We start from the raw sequence: 23,979 nt of genomic DNA, 5'->3' as shown, positions 1-23,979 counted from the left end.
CGGGAGCACGGGCAGAAGGCCGACCAGCTTCCCGGTTACCGCAGGATCGACGACCCGGCCGCCCGCGAGCACGTCGCCGCCGTGTGGGGGGTGCGCCCCGACGACCTGCCGGGGCCGGGACGGTCGGCGTACGAGCTGCTGGACGCGCTCGGCACCCCGGACGGGCCGCGCGCGCTGCTGCTGTTCGGCTCCAACCCGGTCATCTCGGCCCCCGCTGCCGAGCACGTGGCCGAGCGCATCGGCGCCCTCGACCTGCTCGTGGCCTGCGACGTCGTCATGTCGGAGACGGCGGTGCTGGCGGACGTGGTGTTCCCGGTCACGCAGTGGGCCGAGGAGGACGGCACCATGACGAACCTCGAAGGCCGCGTGCTGCTGCGCCGCCGTGCCGTCGACCCGCCCCCGGGCGTCCGGAGCGACCTGGACGTCATCGCCGGGCTCGCCGGGCGGCTGGGTCACCGCTTCGACAGCGAGCCGGCCGCCGTGTTCGACGAGCTGCGCCGGGCCAGCGCGGGCGGGCTCGCCGACTACTCCGGCATCACCTACGAGCGCATCGCCGGCGAGACCGGCGTGTTCTGGCCGTGCCCGTCGGCCGGGCACCCGGGCACGCCGAGGCCGTTCCTCGACTCCTTCGCCACGCCGGACGGCCGGGCCAGGTTCGTGCCCGTCCAGCACCGGCCGCCGGCCGAGGAGATCGACGAGGACTATCCCGTCCATCTGACCACCGGCCGGGTGCTGGCCCAGTACCAGAGCGGCGCGCAGACCCGCAGGATCACGCCGCTCGTCCAGGCCGCTCCCGAGCCGTTCGCCGAGCTCCATCCCGACCTGGCCGAGCAGCTCGGCATCGCGCCGGGGGACGTCGTGCGGGTCAGCAGCCGCCGGGGCGAGACGAAGGCGGTGGCCAGGATCAGCGCGGCCATCAGGAGCGACACCGTGTTCATGCCCTTCCACTGGGAGGGCGCCAACCGGCTCACCAACCCGGCCCTCGATCCGGTGTCCGGAATGCCGGAATTCAAGGTCTGCGCGGTCAGAGTGGAGAGGGACTCATGAGACTCGTCGTCGTGGGCAACGGGATGGCCGGGTCGCGGCTGGTCAGCGAGGTGCGCGCCCGCGACCCCCACATGAGGATCACCGTTTTCGGCGCGGAGGCGTGCCTGCCGTACAACCGGGTGCTGCTGTCCAACGTGCTGGCCGGCAGCTCGCGCCCGGAACAGGTACGCCTGGTGGACTCCTCCTGGTACGACGCGCACGACGTGGAGGCGGTCTTCGGCAGCGCGGTCACCCGCATCGACAGGGAGACCGGGCACGTCGTGACCGACGGCGGGCGGCGCGAGCCGTACGACCTGCTGGTCCTGGCCACGGGCAGCGACGCCATCGTGCCGCCCGTCCCCGGCGTGGAGCGGGCCATCCCGTTCCGCACGCTCGGCGACTGCGAGCGCATCATGGCCGCCGCCGGGCACGCCCGCAGGGCCGTGGTCGTCGGCGGCGGCCTGCTCGGCATCGAGGCCGCCCGCGGCCTGGCCGGGCGGGGCCTGCCGGTCACGCTGCTGCACCTGGCGGGGCACCTCATGGAGCGCCAGCTCGACGTGGAGGCCGGTGAGGTGCTCGGCGAGACGCTGGCCGGCCTGGGCGTGGAGATCCGCACCGGGGTCAGCGCCGAGGAGGTGCGGGAGGACGGCGTCCGGCTGGCCGGCGGCGAGCTGGTCGCGGCCGACCTGGTCGTGCTGGCCTGCGGCGTGCGCCCGGTGACCGGGCCGGCCGCGGAGGCTGGCCTGCGGGTGCGGCGCGGTGTGGTGGTGGACGACGAACTGCGCACCGACGACCCGTCGATCTTCGCCGTCGGCGAGTGCGCCGAGCATGACGGCACCGTCTACGGCCTGGTCGCGCCCGCCTGGGAGCAGGCCGCCGTGGCCGCTGACGTCATCACCGGAGGCAAGGCCCGCTACCGCGGTTCCCGGCTGGTCACCCGGCTCAAGGCCAGGAGCGTCGAGCTGGCCGCGATGGGCGAGACCCAGCTCGGCGAGGAGCACGCCGAGGTGGTGCGGTTCAGCCACCGGGCCCGCGGCACCTACCGCAAGCTCGTCATCCGTGACGGCCGGCTGGTCGGCGCGATCCTGCTGGGCGAGAGCGACGTCGTCGGCACGCTCACCCAGCTGTTCGACCGCGGCGGGCCGCTGCCCGGCGACCGGGCCGGCCTGCTGTTCCCGGGGGCGGCGGCGACGCCGGTCGCCGACAGCCCGACGCTGATGCCGGACGCGGCCAAGGTCTGCCAGTGCAACAACGTGACCAAGGGCGAGATCAGGGCGTGCTGGGAGGCGGGGGCGCGGGACGTGGCCGGAGTGGCGGCCGCGACCCGGGCCACGACCGGATGCGGCACCTGCCGCGGCGCCGTGGAGGGCATCGTCGGCTGGCTGTGCGAGCAGGAAGGGGTTTCGGTATGAACAGGATCGTCGTCGTGGGGTACGGGCCGGCCGCGCACCGGTTCGTGGAGACGCTGGCGGACAAGGGCTTCGACGGCCGGATCACCGTGATCGGGGAGGAGCCGCGCCCGGCCTACGACCGGGTGGCGCTGACCTCCTACCTGTCGGGCACCAGCGCGGAGGATCTCACCTATCCCGTTCCCGGCGGGGTCGTGACCAGGCTGAACACCCGTGCCACCGGGATCGACCGGCAGGCCGGGCACGTCGTCACCGGGGACGGCGCCGAGCCGTACGACGTGCTCGTGCTGGCCACCGGGTCGGCGCCGTTCGTGCCGCCGGTGCCGGGAGCCGAGCACGCCTACGTCTACCGGACCATCGAGGATCTCGACGCCATCAGGGTGGCCGCCAAGGACGCCGCGGAGGGGGTCGTGGTCGGAGGCGGCCTGCTCGGGCTGGAGGCCGCCGACGCGCTGCGGGCGCTCGGGCTGAAGGCGCACATCGTCGAGATGAGCCCCTGGCTGATGCCGCGGCAGGTGGACGAGGGCGGCGGCTCGGTGCTGAAGTCCCACATCGAGGAGCTCGGGCTGAGCGTGCACGCCGGCGCGGGCGTCCAGGAGATCGTCACCGACGGCAAGGGCCGGGTCACCGGGCTGCGCAAGCCCGACGGAACGGTGGTGGACGCGCAGGTCGTGGTGTTCTCCGCGGGCATCAGGCCGCGCGACGAGCTGGCCAGGTCGGCCGGGCTGGCGGTGGGCGAGCGCGGCGGCATCGTGGTCGACTCCGCGATGCGCACCTCCGACCCGGCCATCTACGCCGTCGGCGAGTGCGCGCTGGCCGGGGGCATGATCTACGGGCTCGTCGGGCCGTGCAACACGATGGCCGAGGTGGCGGCCGAGCAGATCATGGGCGGCCGGGCGGCGTTCGACGGCGCCGACCTGTCGACCAAACTCAAGCTGCTGGGCGTCGAGGTGGCGCAGTTCGGGGCGATGGACGGCGCGCTCGACGTCACCTACATGGATCCGGTGGCCGGCGTCTACAAGAAGCTGTTCATCAGCGACGACGCGCGGACGCTGCTCGGCGGCATCTGCGTGGGCGACGCCTCGCCGTACACGACGCTGCGGCCGTTCGTCGGCAAGCCGCTGCCCGCCCCGCCGTCCGACCTGCTGTTCACCGGGTCGGGGGCGGCGAACCTGGACCTGCCCGACGACGCGCAGGTGTGCTCGTGCAACAACGTGTGCGCGGGCGACATCCGCACCGCCATCGCCGGGAGCGGGGCCGCCGACGTGGCCGGCATCAAGGCGTGCACCAGGGCCGGCACGACCTGCGGCAGCTGCGTGCCGATGCTCAAACAGCTGCTGGAGAAGTCGGGGGTCGAGGTCAGCAAGAGCCTGTGCGAGCACTTCACGTACTCGCGGGCCGAGCTGTTCGACATCGTACGGGTGCGCAAGATCGGCACGTTCTCCCAGCTCATCACCGAGCACGGGCAGGGCAGAGGCTGTGACATCTGCAAGCCGGCCGTGGCCTCGATCCTGGCCTCGCTGCACAACGGGCACGTCCTGGAGGGTGAGCGGGCCGCCCTTCAGGACACCAACGACGCCTTCCTCGCCAACATCCAGAAGAACGGCACGTACTCGGTCGTGCCGCGCATCCCGGGCGGCGAGATCACGCCGGACAAGCTGATCGTCATCGGCGAGGTGGCCCGCGACTTCGGCCTCTACACCAAGATCACCGGCGGGCAGCGCATCGACCTGTTCGGGGCCAGGGTCGAGCAGCTGCCGGAGATCTGGCGGCGGCTGGTCGACGCCGGGTTCGAGTCGGGCCACGCGTACGGCAAGGCGCTGCGCACCGTGAAGTCGTGCGTGGGCTCGACGTGGTGCCGCTACGGCGTGCAGGACTCCGTCGGCATGGCCATCGCCCTTGAGCTGCGCTACCGCGGGCTGCGCTCCCCGCACAAGATCAAGTCGGCCGTCTCCGGCTGTGCCCGCGAATGCGCGGAGGCCAGGTCGAAGGACTTCGGCATCATCGCCACGGAGCAGGGCTGGAACCTGTACGTCGGCGGCAACGGCGGCTTCCGGCCCCGCCACGCCGACCTGCTCGCCAAGGACCTCAGCACCGACGAGCTCATCAGGACCATCGACCGTTTCCTCATGTTCTACATCCGCACCGCGGACCGGCTGCAACGCACCGCCGCCTGGATCGAGTCGCTGGACGGCGGTCTCGACTACCTCCGTGAGGTGATCATGCAAGACTCGCTCGGCCTCTGCGCCGACCTCGACGCGCAGATGGAGCACCACATCGCCACGTACGCCGACGAATGGCAGGCCACGCTGGACGACCCCGACAAGCTCAGCAGGTTCGTCAGCTTCGTCAACGCGCCCGGCGTCCCCGACCCGTCGATCGTGTTCGGCAGCGAGCGCGGCCAGATCAGGCCGGCGGTGGCGCGATGACCTGGACGCCGGTCTGCGACTACGACGCCATGCTGCCGGAACGCGGCGTCTGCGCCCTGGTCGGGGACGTGCAGGTGGCCGTCTTCCGCACGTACGACGGCGCCCTGCACGCGCTGGCCAACCGGGACCCGTTCAGCGGGGCGTACGTGCTCTCCCGCGGCATCGTCGGCACCAGGAAGGGCGAGCCGACCGTCGCCTCGCCGCTGCACAAGCAGGTGTTCAGCCTGGTGTCGGGGCGCTGCCTGGACGAGGACGCGGTGACGGTCCCGGTCTATCCCGTACGGGTGGCCGGCGGGTGCGTGGAGGTCAGCGTTTAGGGCCCCCGGCCACGGGCAGCCACCTGCTTGAACCGCGGGAGTACGGGGGATGCGGGGGTGCCGGTGACTGCTGACGACTCCTTGTCCTGCGAGTGCTCTGCTGGGGGTGCCTGATGCGGCTGCCACCTGCGCGTGGTCTGATCACGTCGCTGCTGTTCGACCGGCTCGCCGGCGCGCCGGGAGCGCCGTTCCCCGACGCGCGCGTGACCGGCGGGCTCGACGACGACGATCTCCAGCTCGCCCTGTTCGCCTGCTACGAACTCCACTACCAGGGGTTCGACGAGGTCGACGACCGCTGGGAGTGGGACCTCGGGCTGCTGAGGTTCAGGGCCGGGCTGGAGCGGCGGTTCGAGGAGGCACTGAGAGCCGCCGTGCCGGGCCCGGAGCCGGTGCCGCCGCGCGAGGTGCGGCAGGCGCTGACCGCGCTGACCTCCTCCGCCGACGGGCCGTCCGTGGCCGCGTTCCTGCAGCGCGACGCGGATCTCCCGACCTTCCGCGAGTTCGTCGTGCACCGGTCGATCTACCACCTGAAGGAGGCCGACCCGCACACCTGGGCCATCCCACGGCTCAGCGGCGGGCCCAAGGCCGCCCTGGTGGAGATCCAGGCCGACGAGTACGGCGGCGGCAGGCGCGAGCGCATGCACGCCGAACTGTTCCGCACCACCATGCGGGGCCTCGGCCTGGACGACGCCTACGGCGCCTACCTGCACCGCGTCCCCGGCCTCACGCTGGCCCTGTCCAACGTGATGTCGCTGTTCGGGCTGCACAGGAGGTTGCGCGGGGCGCTGCTCGGCCACCTGGCGGCGATCGAGATGACCTCGTCGCTGCCCAGCCGCCGCTGCGCCACGGGCCTGCGCCGGCTCGGCGCCGGCCAGGAGACCGCCCGCTTCTACGACGAGCACGTGCAGGCCGACGCCGTTCACGAGCAGATCGCGGCCAACGACATGTGCGGCGGCTTCGCGGCCGCCCATCCCGAGCTGACGGGCGACATCCTGTACGGGGCCGCGTGCGCGCTGGAGCTCGAACGGCGGTGGGCCGAGCACGTCATGGGCTGCTGGCGACGCGGGGCGGGCTCGCTGCTCGATGAGCGGGTCCCGGCGTGAGCACCGCACTCGACCTGGACTACGTGCTCCCGCTGCGCTGGAACGACGACCAGGGGCTCGGTGAGCTGACCGGCTACCTGGCCTGGCTCTCCCGGCACGCGCGGGTGATCGTGGTGGACGGCAGCCGCGACGACCTCTTCGCCCGCCACGCCGCCCGTTGGCGCGGCATCGCCCATCACGAGCGACCGGCGGCCGGGCTCCGCTTCGCCAACGGCAAGGTCGCGGGCGTCACGACCGGGCTGCTGCTGGCCGCGGGCGACCGCGTGGTGATCGCCGACGACGACGTGCGCTACGACCTGCCCGCCCTCACCGGGGTGCACGACCTGCTGGCCCGCGCCGACCTGGTCAGGCCGCAGAACTACTTCGACCCGCTGCCCTGGCACGCCCGCTGGGACACCGCCCGCACGCTGCTCAACCGCGCCTTCGGCGCCGACTACCCGGGCACCTTCGGCGTGCGGCGCGGCTTCTTCCTGCGCATGGGCGGTTACGACGGCGACGTGCTGTTCGAGAACCTGGAGCTGATCCGCACCGTGCGCGCCCACGGCGGCCGCGAGCTGCACGCGCCCGGCCTGTACGTCCGCCGCCTCCCGTGCGACGCGCGCCGGTTCTGGTCGCAGCGCGTCCGGCAGGCCTACGACGACCTGGCGCAGCCGGCGCGGATGGCCGCGTTCCTGTCGGTGCTGCCCGCGCTGGCGGCGCTGGCCGTCCGGCGTCCCCGCGGGCTGCTGGGCCGGCTGCCGGCGTGCGCGGGGCCGGCCGGGCCGGCCGTGCTGGCGGTACTCGCCGTGGGCCTGGCCGAGGCGGGACGGCGGCGGTCGGGCGGGCGGCGGGTGTTCCCCGCGCCGGCGGCGCTGCCGGCGCCCCTCTGGGTGCTGGAGCGGGCCGTGTGCAGCTGGCTGGCGCTCGGGGCCGCGCTGACCGGCGGCGTGCCGTACTCGGGCGGCCGGATCCGCCGGGCCGCCCACTCGGTGCGCGCGCTACGGCGGCGGGTCCGGCTCGCTCGTGGCACGGAAGCCGCCGGCCTTGTGAGAGCCGTCGCAGAACGGCTTGACCGAGGACAGGCCGCAGCGGCACAGAGCGACGGTCGCCCGGCCGGCGTCGATGGGCTCGCCGTCCTGGGTGATCAGCTCGAAGTCGCCCCTGATGAGCAGGGGACCGTCGGCGCAGGTGGTCACGGTGACCGGGTCTCGCATGCCCGTCATCTTCCCCAAGGCTGAGCGCTCTCACCCGCGACCACGATGCCCAGCTCGTAGGCGCGGACGACGGCCTGCGTGCGGTCCCGGGCGCCGAGTTTGTCCAGGACGTTGCCGACGTGCGTCTTGACCGTCTCCCTGGTGACGTACAGGGTGGCGGCGATCTCGGTGTTGTTCAGCCCTCTGGCCAGCAGGCGTACGACGTCGAGCTCCCTGGGGGTGAGGCCGGGCACGTGCGCCGCGTCCCGGCGCGGGGCGGCCAGCCGGCGCAGGGCGTCGGGGAACAACACCGCGTCCCGGCCGTGGACCACCCGGATGGCGGTGACGAGGTCGGACGCGGGAGAGCGCTTGAGCACGTAACCGGCCGCGCCCGCGCGCAGGGCGGCCCAGACCAGCTGGTCGTTCTCGAACGTGGTGACCACGATGACCCGCGTGCCGGGCGCGCTGCGGGCCAGCTCGTCGGTGGCGCGCAGGCCGTCCATCCCGGGCATGCGGATGTCCATGAGCACCACGTCGGCCGTCCGGCCGTGCTCGACGGCGGCGTGGCCGTCGGCCGCCTCGGCGACCACCTCGATGTCGTCGTGCACGGAGAGCACGGTGGCCCAGCCCGAGCGGATGAGCGGCTCGTCGTCGGCCAGCACGACCCTGATCACCTGGGGATTCTTGCCGTGATCCGCCATGTGCCGTCCACCTCCTGCTGCTCGAACGTCCCCCCGGCCAGGCGCGCCCGCATCCGCATCCCCACCAGCCCGCGCCCGGCCCCTGACGGGGGCCGCCCGGCGACCTCGTTCTCCACGGTGAGGACGACGTCCGCACCGACCGCCAGGTCCAGCCTGACGGGCCCGCGCCCGTGCCTGAGCGCGTTGGTGACGGCCTCCCTGGCGATCGCGTACGCCGTCCGCGACGCCGCCTCCGGCACCCGGTCCACGGGGTCGGCCCGGCACTCGACAGCCAGCCCGTGGACGAGGACGTCCAGGGACTCCAGCGTGGGCGTCCGGGCCTCGCTGCCCTCGTCGAGCACGCGGAGCAGCACGTCCAGCTCCTGCTGGGCGTCGCGGGCCGCGCCCATGAGGTGGCCGAGCGACTGCTCCGCCACCGGGACCGTCTCCTGCCGTCGCAGCGCCGTCTGGGCCGCCATGGCCTGCACGAGGATGACGCTCAGCGCGTGCCCCACCGAGTCGTGCAACTCCAGGGCCAGGCTCTGGCGGCGGCCGAGCTCCTCGATCACCCGCGACGGGTCAGCCCGCAGCAGCCTGCGGGCCGCCCGCTGCTGCCCGAGCCCCGCGCCCGCCATCACCGCCAGCACCACGACGATCAGGAGCAGGACCTGCGCCACCGCGCCGGGGTCCGCCCGCCAGCGGCCGGGCGAGAGCGCCGCGGGAACGCCGGGCGCCAGCGCCAGCGCGCCCGCGCTCAGCGTGGCCCCCACGAACAGGTGCAGGGCCGTCAGGACCGCCAGGTAGACACGGTCCGGATGCTCGGGCACCGCCACGCCGAGCAACTCCCTCAGCGCGACGACCTCCAGCCTCCCCACCAGCGGCACGCAGGCCACCAGAGCCGACGCGGGCAGGCATGCCGCCCACAACAACAACACCCGCGCCAGCGAGATCTCGGTCACCAGGAGCAGCGCCAGGACCGCCGCCACCGGTGTCAGCAGCGCCGCCCCCAGCAGCTGGTAGAGCACCGCCCTCCAGTGAATGGTCACAGTTCCAGAAGCTAGCCGACGGGCCGCGCGGGCACCTCCCTCACGTGGGGGAGGCGGCGGCCGGCCCGGCTTCCTAGCGTGAGCTGCCATGAAACCACTCGGAGTACTGCTGTCACTGGCCGTGACGGCCGTCGGCGCGCTGTGGTGGACGACTCCGGCGTCGTACCCCTTCGGTGCTCGCGACCGCGTCACCGTCTCGCTCTCGCACCTGTTCGAGCACGACGTGGGCGGCGCGATGACGCTCGCCGCCGGTCTCGCGGGACTGGCCGTCGCGCTGCTCTCCGGCCGGCCGCACCCGCTGGTCAGGGCGGGCGCCGTCGTCCAGGTGCTGTTCTTCGGCGTCGTGATGTCCGACGCCGGCGTCATGTCGGTCCTGGGCTACGTGATGGGGCTGTCCCTGCCGGTGGCCCTCGCCGTGGCCCTCGCCGTGCCCGTCGTCAGGGCCTGCGCCCTCGGCAGGATCTGGGGCTACGTCGCGCTCGCCGCTCTGGTCGTGGCCGGCGCCGCCGTGGCCGTGTTCCTCGGCGGCGCCCTGTGGGCATACGCGGGCAACGTCACGGCCGGGTTGCGCTCGTACGCGGGCCGCCTGGCCTGGACGCTCGCCGACATGGCGGCGTTCGCCGCCTGGGCGTGGATCACCTTCCGCCTGTTCGGCGGAGCGCTGCCCCGCTGGGCCGGGCCGGTGCAGGCGCGGCGGTGGGGCAGGGTCGCCACCGTCGGGGCGGCTCTGTGCCCGCTGCCCTACGCCCTCTACCGGTTGACCTGGCTGACGCCGTGGCCGACCGACATATCCGGGCCGATCGACCTGCCGCTCAGGCTGCAGGGACTGATGCTCGCCTTCGCGGCCGTGACCGCCTGCGTGCTCACCCTGGGCCTGATCAGCAGGTGGGGAGAGGTGTTCCCGCGCTGGATCCCCATGCTGCGCGGGCGTCCCGTGCCCGTGCCGCTCCCCGTCGTCCTCGGGGGAGCGGTGGCGGGCGCCTGCTGCCTGGCATCGCCGGGGCTGGCGGTCAACGCCGTCGAACGCGGGGAACTCTGGGCGCTGCTGCTGTGGCCGTATCCGCTGTGGGGGGTGCTGCTCGGCGCGGCCGTGCTCGCGTACTGGCTGCGGCGCAGGCCCGGCGGCGTCTACACGGCGGCGTCCACCGGCGCGTAGACGTGCGAGCTCCGGTGCATCGCCGGGAGCACGCAACGCCGTCCTGACTCCACGTGGTCGCAGCGCTCGGCGTCCTCGCGCTGCGGAAGGGGCCCGGGGTTCGCGTCTAGTAGCGGCACTGAAGGGACGCTATAGGCGTCGCCCCGGGCGCTGGTCTCAGAGTGGCAACGATCGCAGCTCTGAACGGTCTCATGAGTGTCTGTGAAGCGTCACCGTGAGTAAGTTCCGGGCGCGGGTGGCGGCGGCCGTCCATCGGTATCTCGTCGGGTGGCGTTTACGCTGGCCGCGAACCGGGCACCGGCCCCGCACGGGTGCGGCCGCGAGGCGGCGAGCCTGGGCGGCGTGCCACGGGCCGATACGGAGAGTGCTCGCTCGTTCGGGACGCGTCGGCGGCGCGTCAGGGGCCTAACGTGGGGGCATGCGGGATCTGTCGAAATTCCAGCGTCCGCGCTTCGCGCGAGCGTACGAACGGATGAGCGCCGAGTCGGAGCGGTCGGGGACGGCCGAGCACCGGCAGCGGCTGCTGGCCGGGCTGGCCGGGCGGGTGGTGGAGATCGGCGCGGGCAACGGGATGAACTTCCGCCACTACCCTCCCGAGGTGCGCGAGGTGGTCGCGGTCGAGCCGGAGGACCTGCTGCGGTCGGCGGCGGAGCGGGCCGCGGGCGGGGCGCCGGTGCCCGTGCGCGTGGTGGCCGGGCATGGCGGGGCGCTGCCCGTCGAAGACGGCGGGTTCGACGCGGCCGTGGTGTCGCTGGTGTTGTGCTCGGTGCCCGACCAGGCGGTCGCGCTCGCCGAGGTGCGCAGGGTGCTCAGGCCGGGCGGGGAGCTGCGGTTCTACGAGCACGTGCGCTCGCGCGGCCCGGCGCTGGGCGTGCTGCAGGACCTCGTCACGCCGCTGTGGCGCGTGGTGGCCGGCGGGTGCCGCCCCAACCGCGACACCGCGCGGGCCATCAGGGAGGCCGGGCTGGTGATCGAGGAGCAGACGCGCTTCTCGCACAGGCCGGTGCCTTCCACTCCGGCGCTGCCGCACATTCTCGGGCGCGCGCGTAAGCCGGACGCGTGACGCCTGTCGTCGCCCGCCGTCTACCGGTCGAAGGGCTCTAGAGGCCGCGTTCCTGCCGGTCGAGGATGGCGACGCAGACCGCGACCGCGCGTGCCGCGTCGCTGTCGGCGATCGCCTGCAGCAGGTCGGCGTGGGAGCTGTCGGGGTCGAGCGCCGCCTGCTCCTGGTCCCTGACGCTGTCGCGCAGCGCGTCGCCCATGCTGCGGTAGAGGTCGCCGAGCAGCGCGTTGTGCGCGGCGTCGGCCACCCGCAGGTGGAAGTCGACGTCGGCGTCGGCGAAGCCGTCGAGGTCGCCCTCGACGCCCGCCGCGTCCCTGCGGGCCAGCGCCTCCCGCATCGCGGCGAGGTCCTGCTCGGTGCGCCGGCCGGCCGCCAGCCTGGCGGCCACGAGGTCGAGCCCGCGGCGCACGTCGATGATGTCCATGGCGGCGGCGGTGTCGAGGCGGCGGCGCAGGGCGATCTTGGACTCGTCGGTCGCGGTCACGTAGGTGCCGTCACCCTGCCGGGTGTGCAGCAGCCCCGCGTGCGCCAGCACGCGCACCGCCTCGCGTACGGACAGCCTGCTCATGCCCAGGCTCTGGGCGAGCTGGCTCTCGGACGGGATCTTGGTGCCGACCGGCCACACCCCGCTGGCGATCTCGCGGCGCAGCTCGTCGATGGCGGAGTCCACGAGCGAGGTCCGGGCGACGTTTCGCATGCACCTTCTCCTCATCGGCTGTTGACCATCCACCCTAGACGTTGCGCGGGCCGGGCCTGGTGACGGCGTCGCGAGGGCGGGTAACGATGTGATCGCTGTCAGGCGGCGGCCTGTCCCGCGGCGGGCCGTTCGAGCACGCCGCCCGGCAGGCGGCCCGGAAACTCGGTCCTCGGCATCCAGGTCCGGAATCTTGTCAGGTTCCCCGCCGTCTGCGAGATTGCAGGTTATTTGGGTCAATTTTCCCGGAGGTCACGCGTGTCACAATTACGCCCGGCCCTCGTCGCCGTCGCCCTCACCCTGGCGGTCGCGACCCCGGCCCAGGCGGCCGCCGCCCCTGCGATCACCGTCGAGAACGGCCGCACACAACCGGTCTTCTCCTACGCGGACGCCGTCCGCGAGCACGTGTACGTCGAGTCCACCGTCGACAGCGACCAGGACGGCGCCCTCGACAAGGTCCGTGTGGACATCATCAGGCCCAAGGAGTCCGGTCCCGGGCTCAAGGTGCCGGTGATCATCGACGAGAGCCCGTACTACGACAATTCCGGCCGTGGCAACGAGGGAGAGCGCAAGGAATACGACGACGCCGGAAATGTCGTCAAGTTTCCGCTCTTCTACGACAACTACTTCGTCCCCCGTGGCTACGCCGTCCTCAACGTCGACATGCTGGGCACCACCAGGTCGGACGGCTGCCCCGACATCGGCGGCAAGGCGGACGTGCTGGGCGGCAAGGCCGTCATCGACTGGCTGAACGGCCGCGCCAGGGCGTTCAGGGCCGACGGAACCCCGGCCGTGGCCGACTGGACGACGGGCAGGTCCGCCATGATCGGCAAGTCGTACGACGGCACCCTCGCCAACGCCGTCGCGGCCACCGGCGTGAAGGGCCTGGAGACGATCGTGCCCATCTCCGCGATCAGCTCCTGGTACAAGTACCAGCGCTCCAACGGCGTCATCTACAACTACGACTACGCCTCCTGGCTGGCCGGCTACATCGACACCGACCCCGCCGCCAAGTGCCAGGCCGTGCGTGACCGGATGGACGCCGAGGACGGCGACGACACCGGCGACTTCAACCGGTTCTGGGCCGAGCGCGACTACATCGACGGCCTGCTCGGCGACGTCTCCAAGGTCAGGGCCAGCGTCTTCGTCGTCCACACGGTCAACGACCTCAACGTCAAACCCGACAACTTCTCCGCCTGGTGGAAGGCGCTGGCCGACAGGAACGTGCCGCGCAAGATCTGGGTCGGCCAGACCCAGCACGTGGACCCGTTCGACTTCGAGGGCCGCAGGACCCTGTGGGTGGAGACGCTGCACCGCTGGTTCGACCACTGGCTGCACGGCGTCCGCAACGGGATCACCCGCGAGCCCCGCGCCGACGTCGAGATCGGCCCGGCGCGGTGGATCACCCAGCGCGACTGGCCGGCGCCGTTCGCGGTCAAGGCGTCGCTACGGCCCGCGCCCGACGGCACGCTCGGGCTCAAGCCCGCTCCCAGGAAGAGCACCGCCTCCTTCGCCGACGTCGCCATGAGCGAGAGCGACATGGTGGCCGAGATCGGCACGGCGAACCCGGGGCGGGTGGCGTTCACCACCGGCCCGCTCCCGCTCGACCTGCGCCTGTCCGGCACGCCCACCGCCGACCTGCGGGTCAAGCTGGACAAGCCCACCTCCAACCTGACCGCCCTGCTCGTGGACCTCGGCGAGGAGAGCCGCGTCGACTGGCGGCGCGGCCAGGGCATCACCACGCTCACCGAGGAGGACTGCCACGGCGAGAGCACCGCGGCCGACGACGCCTGCTACCGCAAGGTCGTCACCAACGTGGCCACCCGGCCGCTCGAGATCGTCGCCCGCGGCTGGATCGACGTGCAGAACCGCCACTCGCTCAGCCACGCCGAGCCGCTGCCCCCCGGCGAGTACGGCACGGTGAAGTGGCTGACGCTGCCGCAGGACTACACGTTCAGGAAGGGCCACCGGATCGGCCTGGTGATCGCCGGCACCGACGCCACCTACAGCGGGGAGACCGGCACCGGCGCCAACGTCACCGTCGACCTGGCAGGCAGCCGCGTCGTCGTCCCGTTCGTGCTCGGCACGCCGCTGACCGACGTACCGAAGGACACCGCCAGGTTCCGCGGTCCCGAGCGGGTGGATCTGCCGGAGCCCGAGCCCGGGTTCCACTTCTTCTGACCGCACCGGCCTTGGGCTCCGCCGGGAGCCCAGGGCCCCCTGCTCGCGTCACGCCAGTGGGCGGAGCCCGGCGGAGCCGCCGGGCTCCGCCGGCCGTACGTCCGACTGCGCGGCGGCCTTGGTGATCACCGCCTGCTGCCCGCCCGCGTTCATGAGGACCCAGACCAGCCCCGCCGCCAGCAGGCCCACCCCGAGGAGCAGCGCGAGCCGCACCACGGTCCTGACCGGCGCGCCCGCATCGGGGTCGTCGTCGTCCTCGGGCCGGTTCCGCCAGAACTCCTCGGCGCCGTCCCCGCCGGGTCCGCCGCCGAAGCCGTTCGCGTGACCGTTCGCGTGACCGTTCGCGTGACCGTTCGCGTGACCGTTCGGGGGGCCGTTCGCGTGACCGTTCGCGCGGCCGTTGAGGGGGCCGTGCACGGCGCCGTTCAGAGGGATCCCGCCGTACCTGATGATCGCGCCGTCGCCGTGCGACGACCCGTTGCTGTCGCCCCTGATGATGGCGCTGTAGACGAGCTTGTCGCTGCCGGCGCCGCCGCGGAAGGCCCGCGTGCGACTCGGCGGCGTGAACGGGTGCCGCCCGCGTACGGCGGGAGCGGCGGGAGGCTCCTGGTCGGCGGCGGCCGCGCCCGCCGCCGACCAGGGCTTTCCCGAGGTCGCCGTCGTGGGGTCGGCGACCGGGACGGATGGCGTGGCGTCGGCGACCGGGGGAGGCGGCGCGGAGCCGGACTCCACCAGTGTGCGGGCCTGCACAGGAAAGCCGTCCGCCCGCCAGATAGGCCCCTCGCCAGGCAGTGGCTGCGCCGACGCCAGCCGGCTGGGAAGTGTGCCGGGCAGTGCCGCGATCGGCAGGCGGCGCAGCAGCGCCGCCGCCGTCACGGTCCTGGGCGCGGCCCGGCAGGTCGCACAGGACTGGATGTGGCGGCCGATCCGGGCCCTGGCGCGGCGGCCGGGCGCGCTGACCCAGTCCGCCACCCGTGCCGTCAGATCGGGGCAGCCGTCGGGGGCCCGCGCGGCGATGATCGCGGCGAACCACTCCTCCAGGCCGGCCGCGGCCTCGGTCACGGTGGCGCGCACCTCGCTCTGGCCCATCTCGAAGAGCACGGCCAGCTCGGTGTCCGACAGGCCGTGCCGTACGGACAGGTCCAGCAGCTCGCGCTGCGGCCGTTCCAGGGACAGCAGCGCCTCGGGCAGCAGCTCGGACATGCGGCCGGGACGCGACCACGAGCCGATGCTGGCCGGCTTGGCGACCACCGCGCGGTGCGCCCGGGCCACCGCGTACAACCAGGGGCGGCGCAGGCCGGGATCGCCCACGCGGTCCGCGTACAGGTGCGCCGTCAGCGCCGCGCCCGCGACCGCCTGCTCGGCGTCGCCCGCGGCGAGCTCGGTGCGGCAGTAGTCGTAGAGACGGGCTCCGTGCTTGTCGCACAGGTCGCGAACGGCCTGGCGCGCGTCGTCAGACAGGGTTCGCCACATCCGGTGTCACACCTCCTCGGTCGGTACGCGGGAGCCTGAGGTCACAGGGGCATGCTCATGTCCTCCCGGCGGAGTTGGGGACCGTGTCCAGCAGCGAGGCCTGCGCCAGGTAGGCGCGGGTCGCCTCCGGGTCGCCGGCGATGGCCCGCAGCCCCGCCATGGCCGCCGCCAGCCTGGCGCTGTCGTGCTCCCGCACGCCCGCCGGCCGGGTCTGCCCGCGGGGGACCACCCGCTGCAGCAGCACCGAGCGCCTCCGCCACGCCCACGCCTCCAGCGCGGCGGGCTGGGCGAAGCCGCCGATCACCGCCGCGACCACCTGGCCGAGCTCGACGGCGTCGTGGATGCCCGCGTTCATGTTGAGCCCGCCGACCGTCGAGGTCAGGTGCGCGGCGTCGCCCACGAACAGCACCCGCCCGCACCGGTACGAGGTCAGCACCCCCCGCGACAGGGCGAACCGGTCGGCGCCCGTCACGCGGATGGGCTCGCTCGCGCCCGGCAGGGCCCGCCGGATGAGCAGGGTCAGGTTGGCCGGCGACAGCGGCTCGTGCGTGTCGCAGGGGATCTTGAAGATGATCCGCCAGTGGTCGGGCAGCCCGAGCAGGGTGCACGACTGCTGCACGTCGCGTACGTACGTCAGCGGCGCCAGGCTCGGCAGCAGCCGGTCGAGCGGCGAGTCGCTGAACACCCGCAGCGCCTGCGTCGGATACGTGGACCTGGGGAACGGCAGCCCCAGCGAGCTCCGCACCGTGCTGTGCGCGCCGTCGGCGGCGATCATGTACCGGGCCCGCGTCCAGGTGTGGCCGACGCGGACCCGGATCCCTGTCCCGCCCTCCGCCACACCGTCCACGCGGGTGCCGAACCTCACGTCCACGTCCGGGTGGACACTGAGGGCGGAGAGCAGCAACCGGGTCAGTGAAGCCTGGTCGGCGTGGATCCTGAAAGGGTGCTTGGTCAGGCCGTCCAGCCGGTTCATGCCCATCTCGGCCAGCACGATCCCGGACCTGTCGCGCCACTGCACGCGGTCGACGACGCGGCCCTCGGCGACCAGCCGGGAGGCCACGCCGAGGTCGTCGAGCAGGTCGAGGGTGGCCGGATGGAAGGTGCACGCCCGCGGCTGCCTGTTGAGCTCGTTCTCGCCCTCCAGCACGGTGACCGGGATGCCCGCCCGGGCCAGCGACAGGGCCGCGGTCAGCCCCGCGGGGCCCGCGCCGACCACGATGACGCCGTTCATGCCATGCCTCCCACGCGCGCCCCGTTCGAGGCGGCCATGTGGCGCCGGTAGGGCACGCGGCTGAGCGTCACCGGCCGGCCGATGGCCCGCGACAGCGCCCACCAGGCCGTGCAGAGGTTGGAGGTCAGCAGGACCCGGTCGTTGCCGGTGCTGAGCGGCCCCAGCACGGGCAGCGTGGCCGTCCCCGAGCCGGTGAACAGCAGCGCGGCGTCGCCGGGCAGGTCCGCCAGCTCGACCTGCCTGATCAGCTCGGCCGGTGTCACGGTGTACGGCGAGTAACCGCCCGCCGCGCGGACCTGCACCACCTGGGTGACGGTGAGCCCGGCCTTCTTCCAGAACCGCTCGGCCAGCTCCGTCAGCCACGGCTGGTACGGCGAGACCAGGACGATGTCGCTCACCATGATGTGCTCCATCGCCTCCCGCGTGGCCAGCGTGGCGGAGGCAAACGGCACTCCCGTCCTGGCCGTCAGCTCGGCGCACTGCTCGCGGTCCTGGTCGGGGTCGAGCAGGTAGCGCGGCTCGCTGCAGGCCATGACCATCGCGCTCAGCGGCAGGCCGTCGAAGGCGTGCACCATGGCGGGCAGGGCCTTGTTGTAGCCCTCCAGCCGCTCGGCCAGGGCGGGACCGGGGCGTCCCGCGGAAAGCGGGTGCCGGGCCGCCGGGATCGGGTGTTGAACGGGGAAGCGGGTGACGTGCATGTCGGCACGCGACCCGAGCAGGCGGGTCAGCTCGGGCTCCGCGGAGGGGTTCGCGGGCGCCACGATCACCCCGACCCTGCCGCGGCTCACTGCACCCCCCCGCGACGTGCGGGTGCGGGGGCGAGGACGGTGCGCATGGGGTTCCTCCTGCGAGGGGAAGGCGGGAAGGTCACTGGGCGCGGTGCCGCAGCGCCTGATCGATCTCGGTGATGGCCTGGACGGACACCTGCCGGATGCGGCGCAGCCGGTGCACGCTGCGCGCCGGTTCCGCCGGTGACGGAACGTCGTCCTGGTCCTCGCCCCAGGACGGCGGCGGCGCGCCGGGCCGTACGCCCCGGGCGTGCACTTCGTGCGGCTGCGGCCTGCGCAGTTCATCGGTGAGCATGATCGCTCCTGTCGGTCGCGGGTCGATGACCCTGTAAGGGGACATGCCGGGGAACTCGGCGGCGGGCCGGCCGCCGACCGGCGCTCCGTACTCGCTCGGCGCGCGACCGGGTGAGGAGCCGGCGGCTGATCGCCGGCCCCTCTTCCGCCGCGCGTTGAGATCGAGGTCCGGTCTCACGGCCCGCAGCCACGGCGACCCGCACCAGCGCCGTGGCGGCGAGCAAGGCGGCGGCCGGTGAAACGGCCACCCGCACGGAGGCGTGCCTGGGCGCCGGCCTCAGAAACGGCCGGTCGATCAGTACCGTGGCGCCCGTCACGCCGATCTCCCCACCCCGCACCGCCTCCGTGCCGGTGGCGGCGAGCGCGGAGGCTCGCCGGCGGGGTTCGGCGACCGGGGTCGCCGCCTCCGCCGGCAGGCCGGCCGCGTTCGCGCGGCGCCGGCGCGGGGTCGTGGGCGACCCCGCACGCGGCTCCGCGAATGCGCCCGCCTGGTCCGGCGGACGCGACGTATACCGACCCCAGGCGCAACCCCTCGATTTGACCAGCACGCCAGCCGCTACCGCGCTGGTCAACAGCACCGCGCCGACTAGGTCGGGCACGTGCCGCACGATGCCGGAGGGGCGAGGAAGCGCCGGGGCCGGCGCACATGTGCCTCTGACCGGCCGCCCACCGGTCGAGGCCTGCCGGGACGCGGTCGCGACGACCGCCGCCGCGTCCGGGCAGTGACGGGGCGTGCCGAGCGTCACCGCGCCCGGCCCGCCGGAGGGGACGGCCCGCCTCATCGGGCCGTTCCCGCGCTCAGGGCCCCATCAGGGACGCTGTTGGGGACGCTGACGCCGACCATGCGTTCCGTCAGGCCCGCCGTGGAGGAGCCGGAGTCACCTGATTCCCCTGCGTGTGACCTGGCCGGCGCCGCACCGCCGGCCACCGTACGCGCCACCTTCGAGGCGAGCGCGAGATGCTCGCCGCAGCGCCGGGCCACCTTGGCCTCCAGCCCGGCCACCTGGGCCAGCCTGAGCCGCAGCGGTTCCAGCGACGACCCGCGTTCGAGACCGTCGAGATCGGCCAGCCGGGCCGGCCAGCGCAGCGCGTCGCAGCAACGGTCCTCCACCTCGCCGGGAAGGTCGTCGGCCGGGAATCCGTCGTGACGCAGCCGGGTGGCGATCATGACGGCGGTGAACGCCGTCCTGTCGAAGTCGGCCAGCCGTCCCGCCAGGGCCGCCCTCAGCATCCTGGCCCGGTGGCTCAGGCAGACCGCACTCCACCCGAGCAACAGCAGCCGATCAGGTCCCGTCTCCGTGTGCCAGCCGGCCAGCCGCAGCTCGCGGGCCATCCGGTGGTAGAAGCGCCAGCGGTGGCGGGGGCTGTCGAGCCAGACCTGGACACCGCCGAGCGGCAGGCTCGCGACGTGCACGCCGGAACCGGCGACGCGGGCGCAGATGCGCTGGACCACCTGCTCCTGCCTGCTCGGGGCCGGATCCTCCTGGAACCAGGAACTGCCCGAGGAATCCATGGTCACGTCCGGCCACCTCCTCGTCGAGGACTCTCTCCAGAACCGCCTGGCTGTTAAGTCTCACTTTCCATGCGCTCCGATAGTCTGCTGAGAAAGGGGGGTGTGTCAACTGACAGTTTGCGCATATGTTGATACCTGCCCGCTGGACAGAGCTTGCCCACATGGCAGGGGACAGCGAGGCCCGCGTCCCTTACGCTGGATGAGTTCACGGGCGGTAGGAGGTGTGCCGTGGCGAACTTCGCCGAACGGCTCGATCTCGCGCTGACCAAGCGCGGCTTCACCGGCGCGCAGGTCGCCTCCACTCTGACGGAGGCGGGCATCCCGATCACGCGTGCCTATGTCAGTCAGTTGCGCACGGGCAAGCAGACCAACCCGACGCTCCAGGTGCTCAGGGCGCTGGCCTCCTGCCTGCAGGTGAGCGTCGGCTGGCTGGTGGGCGACGACTACCTCGAGTCGGGCAGCGTGGAGGAGCTCCAGCTGCGGGCGGCCACCATCGGCCGGTCCGCCTCGGGCCTGTCGGAGAGCTCGCTCGCCGTCCTGCACGGCGTGGTCGAGCTCGCCCGCAAGGCCGAGGGCCTGCCCGACGAGCCCGCGCCCGCCGCCGGCATCCCCGACGCGGCGGCGCCCCTGAGCGATTCGCAGCGCAGGGCGCTCGGCAAGCGGCTGCACGGCCTGCGCCAGGCCACCCGGCTCTCCGTCGAGCAGGTGGAGACCGCGCTCGGCAAGGGCGCGGCCGCGATCCCCGCCATCGAGGAGGGCCGCATCGCGCCCGCGCCCATCACGGCCGAGCGCCTGCTCACCGTCTACGGCGTCACCGCCCCGCCCGTTCGCGACTACGTGATGTCGCTGGCCAGAGGCGAACGCGAGACCGCCTGGTACGACGCGCACTCGGTGCCCGTCTGGCTGGCCGCCGCCTACGCGCTCGAACAGCGGGCCACGGTGATCCGCACCTACCACAACCAGTTCGTCCCGCCGCTGCTGATGGCCGACGACTACGCCAGGGCCGCGCTCGCCGCGTCGGGGCCGGCGATCCTCGGGCAGCGGACGGTCGACGAGGCGCTCGCCCTCGTGCTGGCCCGCCAGGAGGCCATGGCCGGTGAGAGCGGCGCCGTGTTGTGGGCGATCATCGACGAGAGCGTGCTGACCCGCTCCATCGCGGGGCCGCACGTCCAGCTCCGCCAGCTCGACCTGCTGCTCGACCACGCCAAGCGGCCCAACGTCTCGCTGCACGTCGTGCCGATGGACGACCCGGCGTACGTGCCGCGCACCGGCCCGTTCACCATCTGGCGTTTCGCCGAGGAGTTCGAGGCCGACATCGCGTGCGCCCACGGCATCGAGTCCGACGAGCTGGTCACCGAGGGCGGGGCGGTGGAGTCGTACCACCAGGCCTTCACCAAACTGTCGGTGACGACGACCACCCGCGAAGAGACCTTCGAGGTGTTGAATTCCCATCGCGAACGACTTTCGCGTTCACTGGGAAATGATCTCTTTCCCGCGTAAATGATCATTATGCGCGAGGTAGGGTAACGCATATATACCGAAAACTAATGGCTTTTCGTGTTGTCATCTGCTCCGTAGCGAGGATCATATGGTGTGGGTCATCGAGTGGGGTCCGAAAGGACAGCTTTTCCCGAGATAGTGGGCGAGGGGAAAGGGGCAACACTCAATGCGTCAGCGTGCCATCCGAAACCTGGCGAAGCTGGAGCTGACCCAAGCAAGGATCACCCGTATTCTCGACGCCGCCGCAGGTGGAAAGAACAACTTCGTGGCGGACCGTGACGCGGTACGCCGGTACGACCAGGCAGCCCCGATCACGACGACGGCCGCACGGGCCGTGCTCCACTATCTGTGCCGTGTGGTCCGTCATCTGGCGAGCGTGGGTGTGGACCAGTTCGTGATCGTCGGGAGTGGTGTCCCCAGCGGCCTGCCGCCCGGCAGGCAGTTGCACGACATCGCCCGCGATGCCCTGGACGGCTCGGCGCCACGTGTGGTGTACGTCGAGAACGACCCGATGGTGCTCGCCGGAGCGAGGGCGACCATCGAGCCCGTCACCGACCTCGTACGCGTTGTAGAGGGCGACGTACGCGAGATCGACGACATCCTCGATGACAGGGTCCTGCAGACGTTCCTCGACTGGGACCGGCCCATGGCCGTGCTGCTGCTGTCGACCCACAGCCTGAACGACGACGAGTTCTTCCACTACGTGATCAAGCGGATCCGGCAGGCCGTTCCCGAACGGAGCTACCTGTCGCTGCTGCAGACCACGTTCGACGCGATCCCCCCGGAGCTGCTGCCCGCCATACACGACCTGTTGGCGATGACGCTGCCCGGGCACGCGATTCGCACGAGGGAGGAGGTTGAGGCGCTGCTCGAAGGTCTGGTGCTGGTAGATCCGGGACTGGTGTGGGTCCCGGAATGGCGGCCGGACGGCCACGAGAGCGCGTGCGTCGACCAACCGAGTTCGTCCGGCACCTACGGCGCCGTGGCGCGCATCCCGTGAGCCCGGCCGTGGGGACGGCTACGGCTCGGGGGCGGCCGCAGAGGGCCCGGCTTCTTCGCCGGCCGGGCCCCTGGAAGGCCCGACGCCGGACGCCGGCGCCGCGGGCACGAAGGGCGCCGGCGCGGGCCGCGCCGTCGTCCCGATCGAGAGGGCCGCCGCGCGCCCAGGGAACGGCCGTGACGCCGGTCCGGTCCCACCAGGGCTCGGGGAAGGGGACGGCCGTGCCGCCGGTCCGGTCCCACCAGGGCTCGGGGAAGGGGACGGCCGTGCCGCCGGTTCAGTCCCACCAGAAGGACCACGCGTGCCGGCCCAAGATCTGCTCGGCATAGCCCTGCAGGTCGCCCGGCCCCTGGACGACGTTGTCCGGGCAGAAGGCCCAGTGCTCCGCCGCCACGTGTAAGGCGTGCTCCGGGTCGTCCGGCGGCGCCGCCACGCTCAGGTCGAGCGTGTTGAACCCGACGCTGACCACGCGCGCCCCGAACCGGTCCTCCCAGCTGCGCACGACCGCCGCCAGCGGGACCATCCACTCGTTGTGGTGCAGCGCGCCCTGCCAGCCCATGACCGCCAGCGCGTCCGCTCCCCGGCCGGCGGCGACCAGGCCGAGCGGCATCCCCTTGGCCGCCAGCTCGCCCGCCAGCCAGTCGGCGACCGCCTCCGGCTCGGCCTTCAGCCCGCCGGGCGCGGCGGGACCGGGACAGATGGCGCCGTACGGCTCCAGCTCGGCCAGCGCGTCCTTCGGCATCTGCGCCACCCACTCCTCCCACACCTCGGTCATGAACCCCTCGGCGGTGAAGTGATCGATCTGGCGAGGATCGTCCGGCACGACCTGCCCGACCGCCCACGGCTGCGCCGACTCGTCCAGCAGCACCGGCCACAGGCCGCTGTGCGCGTGCCAGGCGCGCAGCAGCGCCCAGTCCTCGCCCGTCGCCGGTTCGTCGCTCATCCAGAACGCCGGCCGCGCGGCCTCGCCCTGCCGGGTGTAGCCGGGGTCGGGCCAGACCACGTCGCCAGGCGGCAGCCCGGCGGGCAGCCGTCGCCCCCTGCCGCCGTCGGCGAACAGCCTGCACAGCTCGCGTGGCAGCCGGTGATCGTCCATGCCCTACCGTTCCGATACCGAATCCTGTCTCGGAGATGGTAGTGCCGACCGTTACCTGAGCACCTTCGGCGGCGCCGGAAAAGTCATGGCTACTGGCCAGGGCGGCGCACACGGCACAATGAGGGACTGTGATCCCCTTCGCCGCTGTTCTGTCCGACCTCGACGGCGTGCTGCGTCACTTCGACCACGCCGCCCAGGCCGACATCGAAGCCCGTTACGGCCTGCCCCTGATGAAGACGGCCTTCGACCCCGCACTGATCATGCCGCCGACGCTCGGCCACGTCACCGAGACCCAGTGGGCGGAGTCGATCGCCGTGGCGCTCGGCGGCGACGAGCGGGCCCGCCAGGCCGTCGGCGAGTTCATGAAGATCCGCTTCTGGGTGGACGAAGAGGTCAGGGCGCTGCTGTCCAGGGCGCGGCAGGAGGTGCCCGTGGTCATCGTGACCAACGCCATGGACACCCTGGAACAGCACCTCGACCTGCTGGGGCTCACCGGCTTCGCCGACGACGTGGTGAGCAGTGCCAGGGTCGGCGTGGCCAAACCCGACCGGCGGATCTACGAGATCGCCGCGGAGCGCGCCGGGGCCGAGCCAGGGCGCTGCCTGTTCGTCGACGACCGGCTGCAGAACGTGGAGGCCGCGAGGGCGCTCGGCATGACCGCCGTGCACTACCGCACCTACCAGGACCTCGCGGCCGTGCTGGGCTGAGGCCGGACCCGCCCCCGCTCGCGCGACGGCCAGGCGGGCCGCTCCCGCTCGCGCGACGGCCAGGCGGGGCGCCCCCACCCATGCCGGGCGAGCTGCGCGAC

General features: G+C 73.0%; 21 protein-coding genes. 11 read left to right on the top strand and 10 right to left on the bottom strand.

Features of this window, described 5'->3' with window-relative positions; translation table 11 throughout:
• The 5 genes from E1292_RS38565 to E1292_RS38545 all read left to right on the top strand — a co-directional run.
• The coding region (locus E1292_RS38565; RefSeq protein WP_165974968.1) for a molybdopterin oxidoreductase family protein at positions 1-1,047 on the top strand (1,047 nt) is incomplete at its 5' end.
• Positions 1,044-2,438, top strand: a complete 1,395-nt coding sequence (locus E1292_RS38560; protein WP_132603139.1) for an FAD-dependent oxidoreductase — start codon at positions 1,044-1,046, stop codon at positions 2,436-2,438. The genes E1292_RS38565 and E1292_RS38560, both read left to right, overlap by 4 nt.
• Positions 2,435-4,864 carry a nitrite reductase large subunit NirB gene (nirB, locus tag E1292_RS38555; RefSeq protein WP_132603136.1) on the top strand — a complete coding sequence of 810 codons (2,430 nt, stop codon included), beginning with the start codon at positions 2,435-2,437 and terminating at the stop codon, positions 4,862-4,864. The genes E1292_RS38560 and nirB overlap by 4 nt, the downstream gene beginning before the upstream one ends.
• Positions 4,861-5,181 carry a nitrite reductase small subunit NirD gene (nirD, locus tag E1292_RS38550; protein ID WP_132603133.1) on the top strand — a complete coding sequence of 107 codons (321 nt, stop codon included), beginning with the start codon at positions 4,861-4,863 and terminating at the stop codon, positions 5,179-5,181. Before nirB ends, nirD begins: the two co-directional genes overlap by 4 nt.
• Before the next feature lie 113 nt (positions 5,182-5,294).
• Complete coding sequence (locus E1292_RS38545; protein ID WP_132603130.1) at positions 5,295-6,284, top strand: iron-containing redox enzyme family protein; 990 nt, start codon at positions 5,295-5,297, stop codon at positions 6,282-6,284.
• Between the two features lie 977 nt (positions 6,285-7,261).
• Here the strand turns inward: E1292_RS38545 and E1292_RS55980 are convergent.
• Genes E1292_RS55980 through E1292_RS38525 form a run of 3 tightly spaced genes read right to left on the bottom strand, consistent with a single transcriptional unit; the run spans position 7,262 to position 9,182 of the window.
• Positions 7,262-7,477, bottom strand: a complete 216-nt coding sequence (locus E1292_RS55980; RefSeq protein ID WP_246090623.1) for a CDGSH iron-sulfur domain-containing protein — start codon at positions 7,475-7,477, stop codon at positions 7,262-7,264.
• Between the two features lie 5 nt (positions 7,478-7,482).
• Positions 7,483-8,157, bottom strand: coding sequence for a response regulator transcription factor (locus E1292_RS38530; protein ID WP_132603127.1), 675 nt, complete (start codon positions 8,155-8,157; stop codon positions 7,483-7,485).
• Positions 8,127-9,182, bottom strand: coding sequence for a sensor histidine kinase (locus tag E1292_RS38525; protein ID WP_132603124.1), 1,056 nt, complete (start codon positions 9,180-9,182; stop codon positions 8,127-8,129). The genes E1292_RS38530 and E1292_RS38525 overlap by 31 nt, the downstream gene beginning before the upstream one ends.
• 88 nt (positions 9,183-9,270) lie before the next feature.
• On the opposite strand from E1292_RS38525, the gene E1292_RS51755 reads away from it, so the two are divergent.
• Both E1292_RS51755 and E1292_RS38515 read left to right on the top strand, forming a co-directional pair.
• Positions 9,271-10,338, top strand: coding sequence for a hypothetical protein (locus tag E1292_RS51755; protein WP_165974967.1), 1,068 nt, complete (start codon positions 9,271-9,273; stop codon positions 10,336-10,338).
• 418 nt (positions 10,339-10,756) lie between these two features.
• Positions 10,757-11,401, top strand: a complete 645-nt coding sequence (locus tag E1292_RS38515; protein ID WP_132603118.1) for a class I SAM-dependent methyltransferase — start codon at positions 10,757-10,759, stop codon at positions 11,399-11,401.
• A gap of 37 nt (positions 11,402-11,438) precedes the next feature.
• On the opposite strand, the gene E1292_RS38510 is transcribed toward E1292_RS38515, so the two are convergent.
• On the bottom strand, positions 11,439-12,098 hold the full coding sequence (locus tag E1292_RS38510; protein WP_132603115.1) for a FadR/GntR family transcriptional regulator: 660 nt from the start codon (positions 12,096-12,098) through the stop codon (positions 11,439-11,441).
• A 255-nt stretch (positions 12,099-12,353) separates the two neighbouring features.
• Here E1292_RS38510 and E1292_RS38505 point away from each other — a divergent pair, with 255 nt between their 5' ends.
• Positions 12,354-14,276, top strand: coding sequence for a Xaa-Pro dipeptidyl-peptidase (locus E1292_RS38505; RefSeq protein WP_132603110.1), 1,923 nt, complete (start codon positions 12,354-12,356; stop codon positions 14,274-14,276).
• Positions 14,277-14,324: 48 nt separating this feature from the next.
• Here the strand turns inward: E1292_RS38505 and E1292_RS38500 are convergent, their stop codons facing one another.
• The 5 genes from E1292_RS38500 to E1292_RS38480 form a co-directional block, all read right to left on the bottom strand.
• Positions 14,325-15,749, bottom strand: coding sequence for an RNA polymerase sigma factor (locus tag E1292_RS38500; RefSeq protein ID WP_132603107.1), 1,425 nt, complete (start codon positions 15,747-15,749; stop codon positions 14,325-14,327).
• A gap of 55 nt (positions 15,750-15,804) precedes the next feature.
• Positions 15,805-16,980, bottom strand: coding sequence for an FAD-dependent oxidoreductase (locus E1292_RS38495; RefSeq protein WP_132603104.1), 1,176 nt, complete (start codon positions 16,978-16,980; stop codon positions 15,805-15,807).
• Positions 16,977-17,768 carry a maleate cis-trans isomerase family protein gene (locus E1292_RS38490; protein WP_132603101.1) on the bottom strand — a complete coding sequence of 264 codons (792 nt, stop codon included), beginning with the start codon at positions 17,766-17,768 and terminating at the stop codon, positions 16,977-16,979. Before E1292_RS38490 ends, E1292_RS38495 begins: the two co-directional genes overlap by 4 nt.
• Positions 17,769-17,847: 79 nt before the next feature.
• Positions 17,848-18,063 (bottom strand): hypothetical protein, encoded by a 216-nt coding sequence (locus E1292_RS38485; protein WP_132603098.1) that lies wholly within the window; start codon positions 18,061-18,063, stop codon positions 17,848-17,850.
• Between the two features lie 777 nt (positions 18,064-18,840).
• The gene (locus tag E1292_RS38480) at positions 18,841-19,581 is read right to left on the bottom strand and encodes a hypothetical protein (protein ID WP_132603095.1); all 741 of its coding nucleotides are present in this window, start codon (positions 19,579-19,581) and stop codon (positions 18,841-18,843) included.
• Between the two features lie 222 nt (positions 19,582-19,803).
• Between E1292_RS38480 and E1292_RS38475 the strand changes: the two genes are divergently transcribed.
• Entirely contained in the window at positions 19,804-21,075 is a 1,272-nt protein-coding gene (locus E1292_RS38475) for a helix-turn-helix domain-containing protein (RefSeq protein WP_132603092.1), read from the top strand.
• Positions 21,076-21,241: 166 nt separating this feature from the next.
• Positions 21,242-22,075, top strand: coding sequence for an SAM-dependent methyltransferase (locus E1292_RS38470; RefSeq protein WP_132603089.1), 834 nt, complete (start codon positions 21,242-21,244; stop codon positions 22,073-22,075).
• 277 nt (positions 22,076-22,352) lie between these two features.
• Here the strand turns inward: E1292_RS38470 and E1292_RS38465 are convergent, their stop codons facing one another.
• Entirely contained in the window at positions 22,353-23,171 is an 819-nt protein-coding gene (locus E1292_RS38465; RefSeq protein ID WP_132603086.1) for a DUF4253 domain-containing protein, read from the bottom strand.
• A gap of 128 nt (positions 23,172-23,299) precedes the next feature.
• On the opposite strand from E1292_RS38465, the gene E1292_RS38460 reads away from it, so the two are divergent.
• Positions 23,300-23,878, top strand: a complete 579-nt coding sequence (locus E1292_RS38460) for an HAD family hydrolase (protein WP_132603083.1) — start codon at positions 23,300-23,302, stop codon at positions 23,876-23,878.
• The last annotated feature ends 101 nt before the right edge of the window (positions 23,879-23,979 follow it).

This window comes from Nonomuraea deserti (genome assembly GCF_004348685.1).
GTDB lineage: Bacteria > Actinomycetota > Actinomycetes > Streptosporangiales > Streptosporangiaceae > Nonomuraea > Nonomuraea deserti.
The sequence above is the reverse complement of the archived record's forward strand: the minus strand, read 5'-3'. Positions and strand labels throughout refer to the sequence as shown.

Bases quoted from the DNA above. Each gene is read 5' to 3' on its own strand.
- E1292_RS38485 (WP_132603098.1), bottom strand. From the start codon at position 18,063: ATGCTCACCGATGAACTGCGCAGGCCGCAGCCGCACGAAGTGCACGCC.
- E1292_RS38515 (WP_132603118.1), top strand. From the start codon at position 10,757: ATGCGGGATCTGTCGAAATTCCAGCGTCCGCGCTTCGCGCGAGCGTAC.
- E1292_RS38470 (WP_132603089.1), top strand. From the start codon at position 21,242: ATGCGTCAGCGTGCCATCCGAAACCTGGCGAAGCTGGAGCTGACCCAA.
- E1292_RS38545 (WP_132603130.1), top strand. From the start codon at position 5,295: ATGCGGCTGCCACCTGCGCGTGGTCTGATCACGTCGCTGCTGTTCGAC.
- nirD (WP_132603133.1), top strand. From the start codon at position 4,861: ATGACCTGGACGCCGGTCTGCGACTACGACGCCATGCTGCCGGAACGC.
- E1292_RS38560 (WP_132603139.1), top strand. From the start codon at position 1,044: ATGAGACTCGTCGTCGTGGGCAACGGGATGGCCGGGTCGCGGCTGGTC.
- E1292_RS38530 (WP_132603127.1), bottom strand. From the start codon at position 8,157: ATGGCGGATCACGGCAAGAATCCCCAGGTGATCAGGGTCGTGCTGGCC.
- E1292_RS38510 (WP_132603115.1), bottom strand. From the start codon at position 12,098: ATGCGAAACGTCGCCCGGACCTCGCTCGTGGACTCCGCCATCGACGAG.
- E1292_RS38500 (WP_132603107.1), bottom strand. From the start codon at position 15,749: ATGTGGCGAACCCTGTCTGACGACGCGCGCCAGGCCGTTCGCGACCTG.
- nirB (WP_132603136.1), top strand. From the start codon at position 2,435: ATGAACAGGATCGTCGTCGTGGGGTACGGGCCGGCCGCGCACCGGTTC.
- E1292_RS38465 (WP_132603086.1), bottom strand. From the start codon at position 23,171: ATGGACGATCACCGGCTGCCACGCGAGCTGTGCAGGCTGTTCGCCGAC.
- E1292_RS51755 (WP_165974967.1), top strand. From the start codon at position 9,271: ATGAAACCACTCGGAGTACTGCTGTCACTGGCCGTGACGGCCGTCGGC.
- E1292_RS38495 (WP_132603104.1), bottom strand. From the start codon at position 16,980: ATGAACGGCGTCATCGTGGTCGGCGCGGGCCCCGCGGGGCTGACCGCG.
- E1292_RS55980 (WP_246090623.1), bottom strand. From the start codon at position 7,477: ATGCGAGACCCGGTCACCGTGACCACCTGCGCCGACGGTCCCCTGCTC.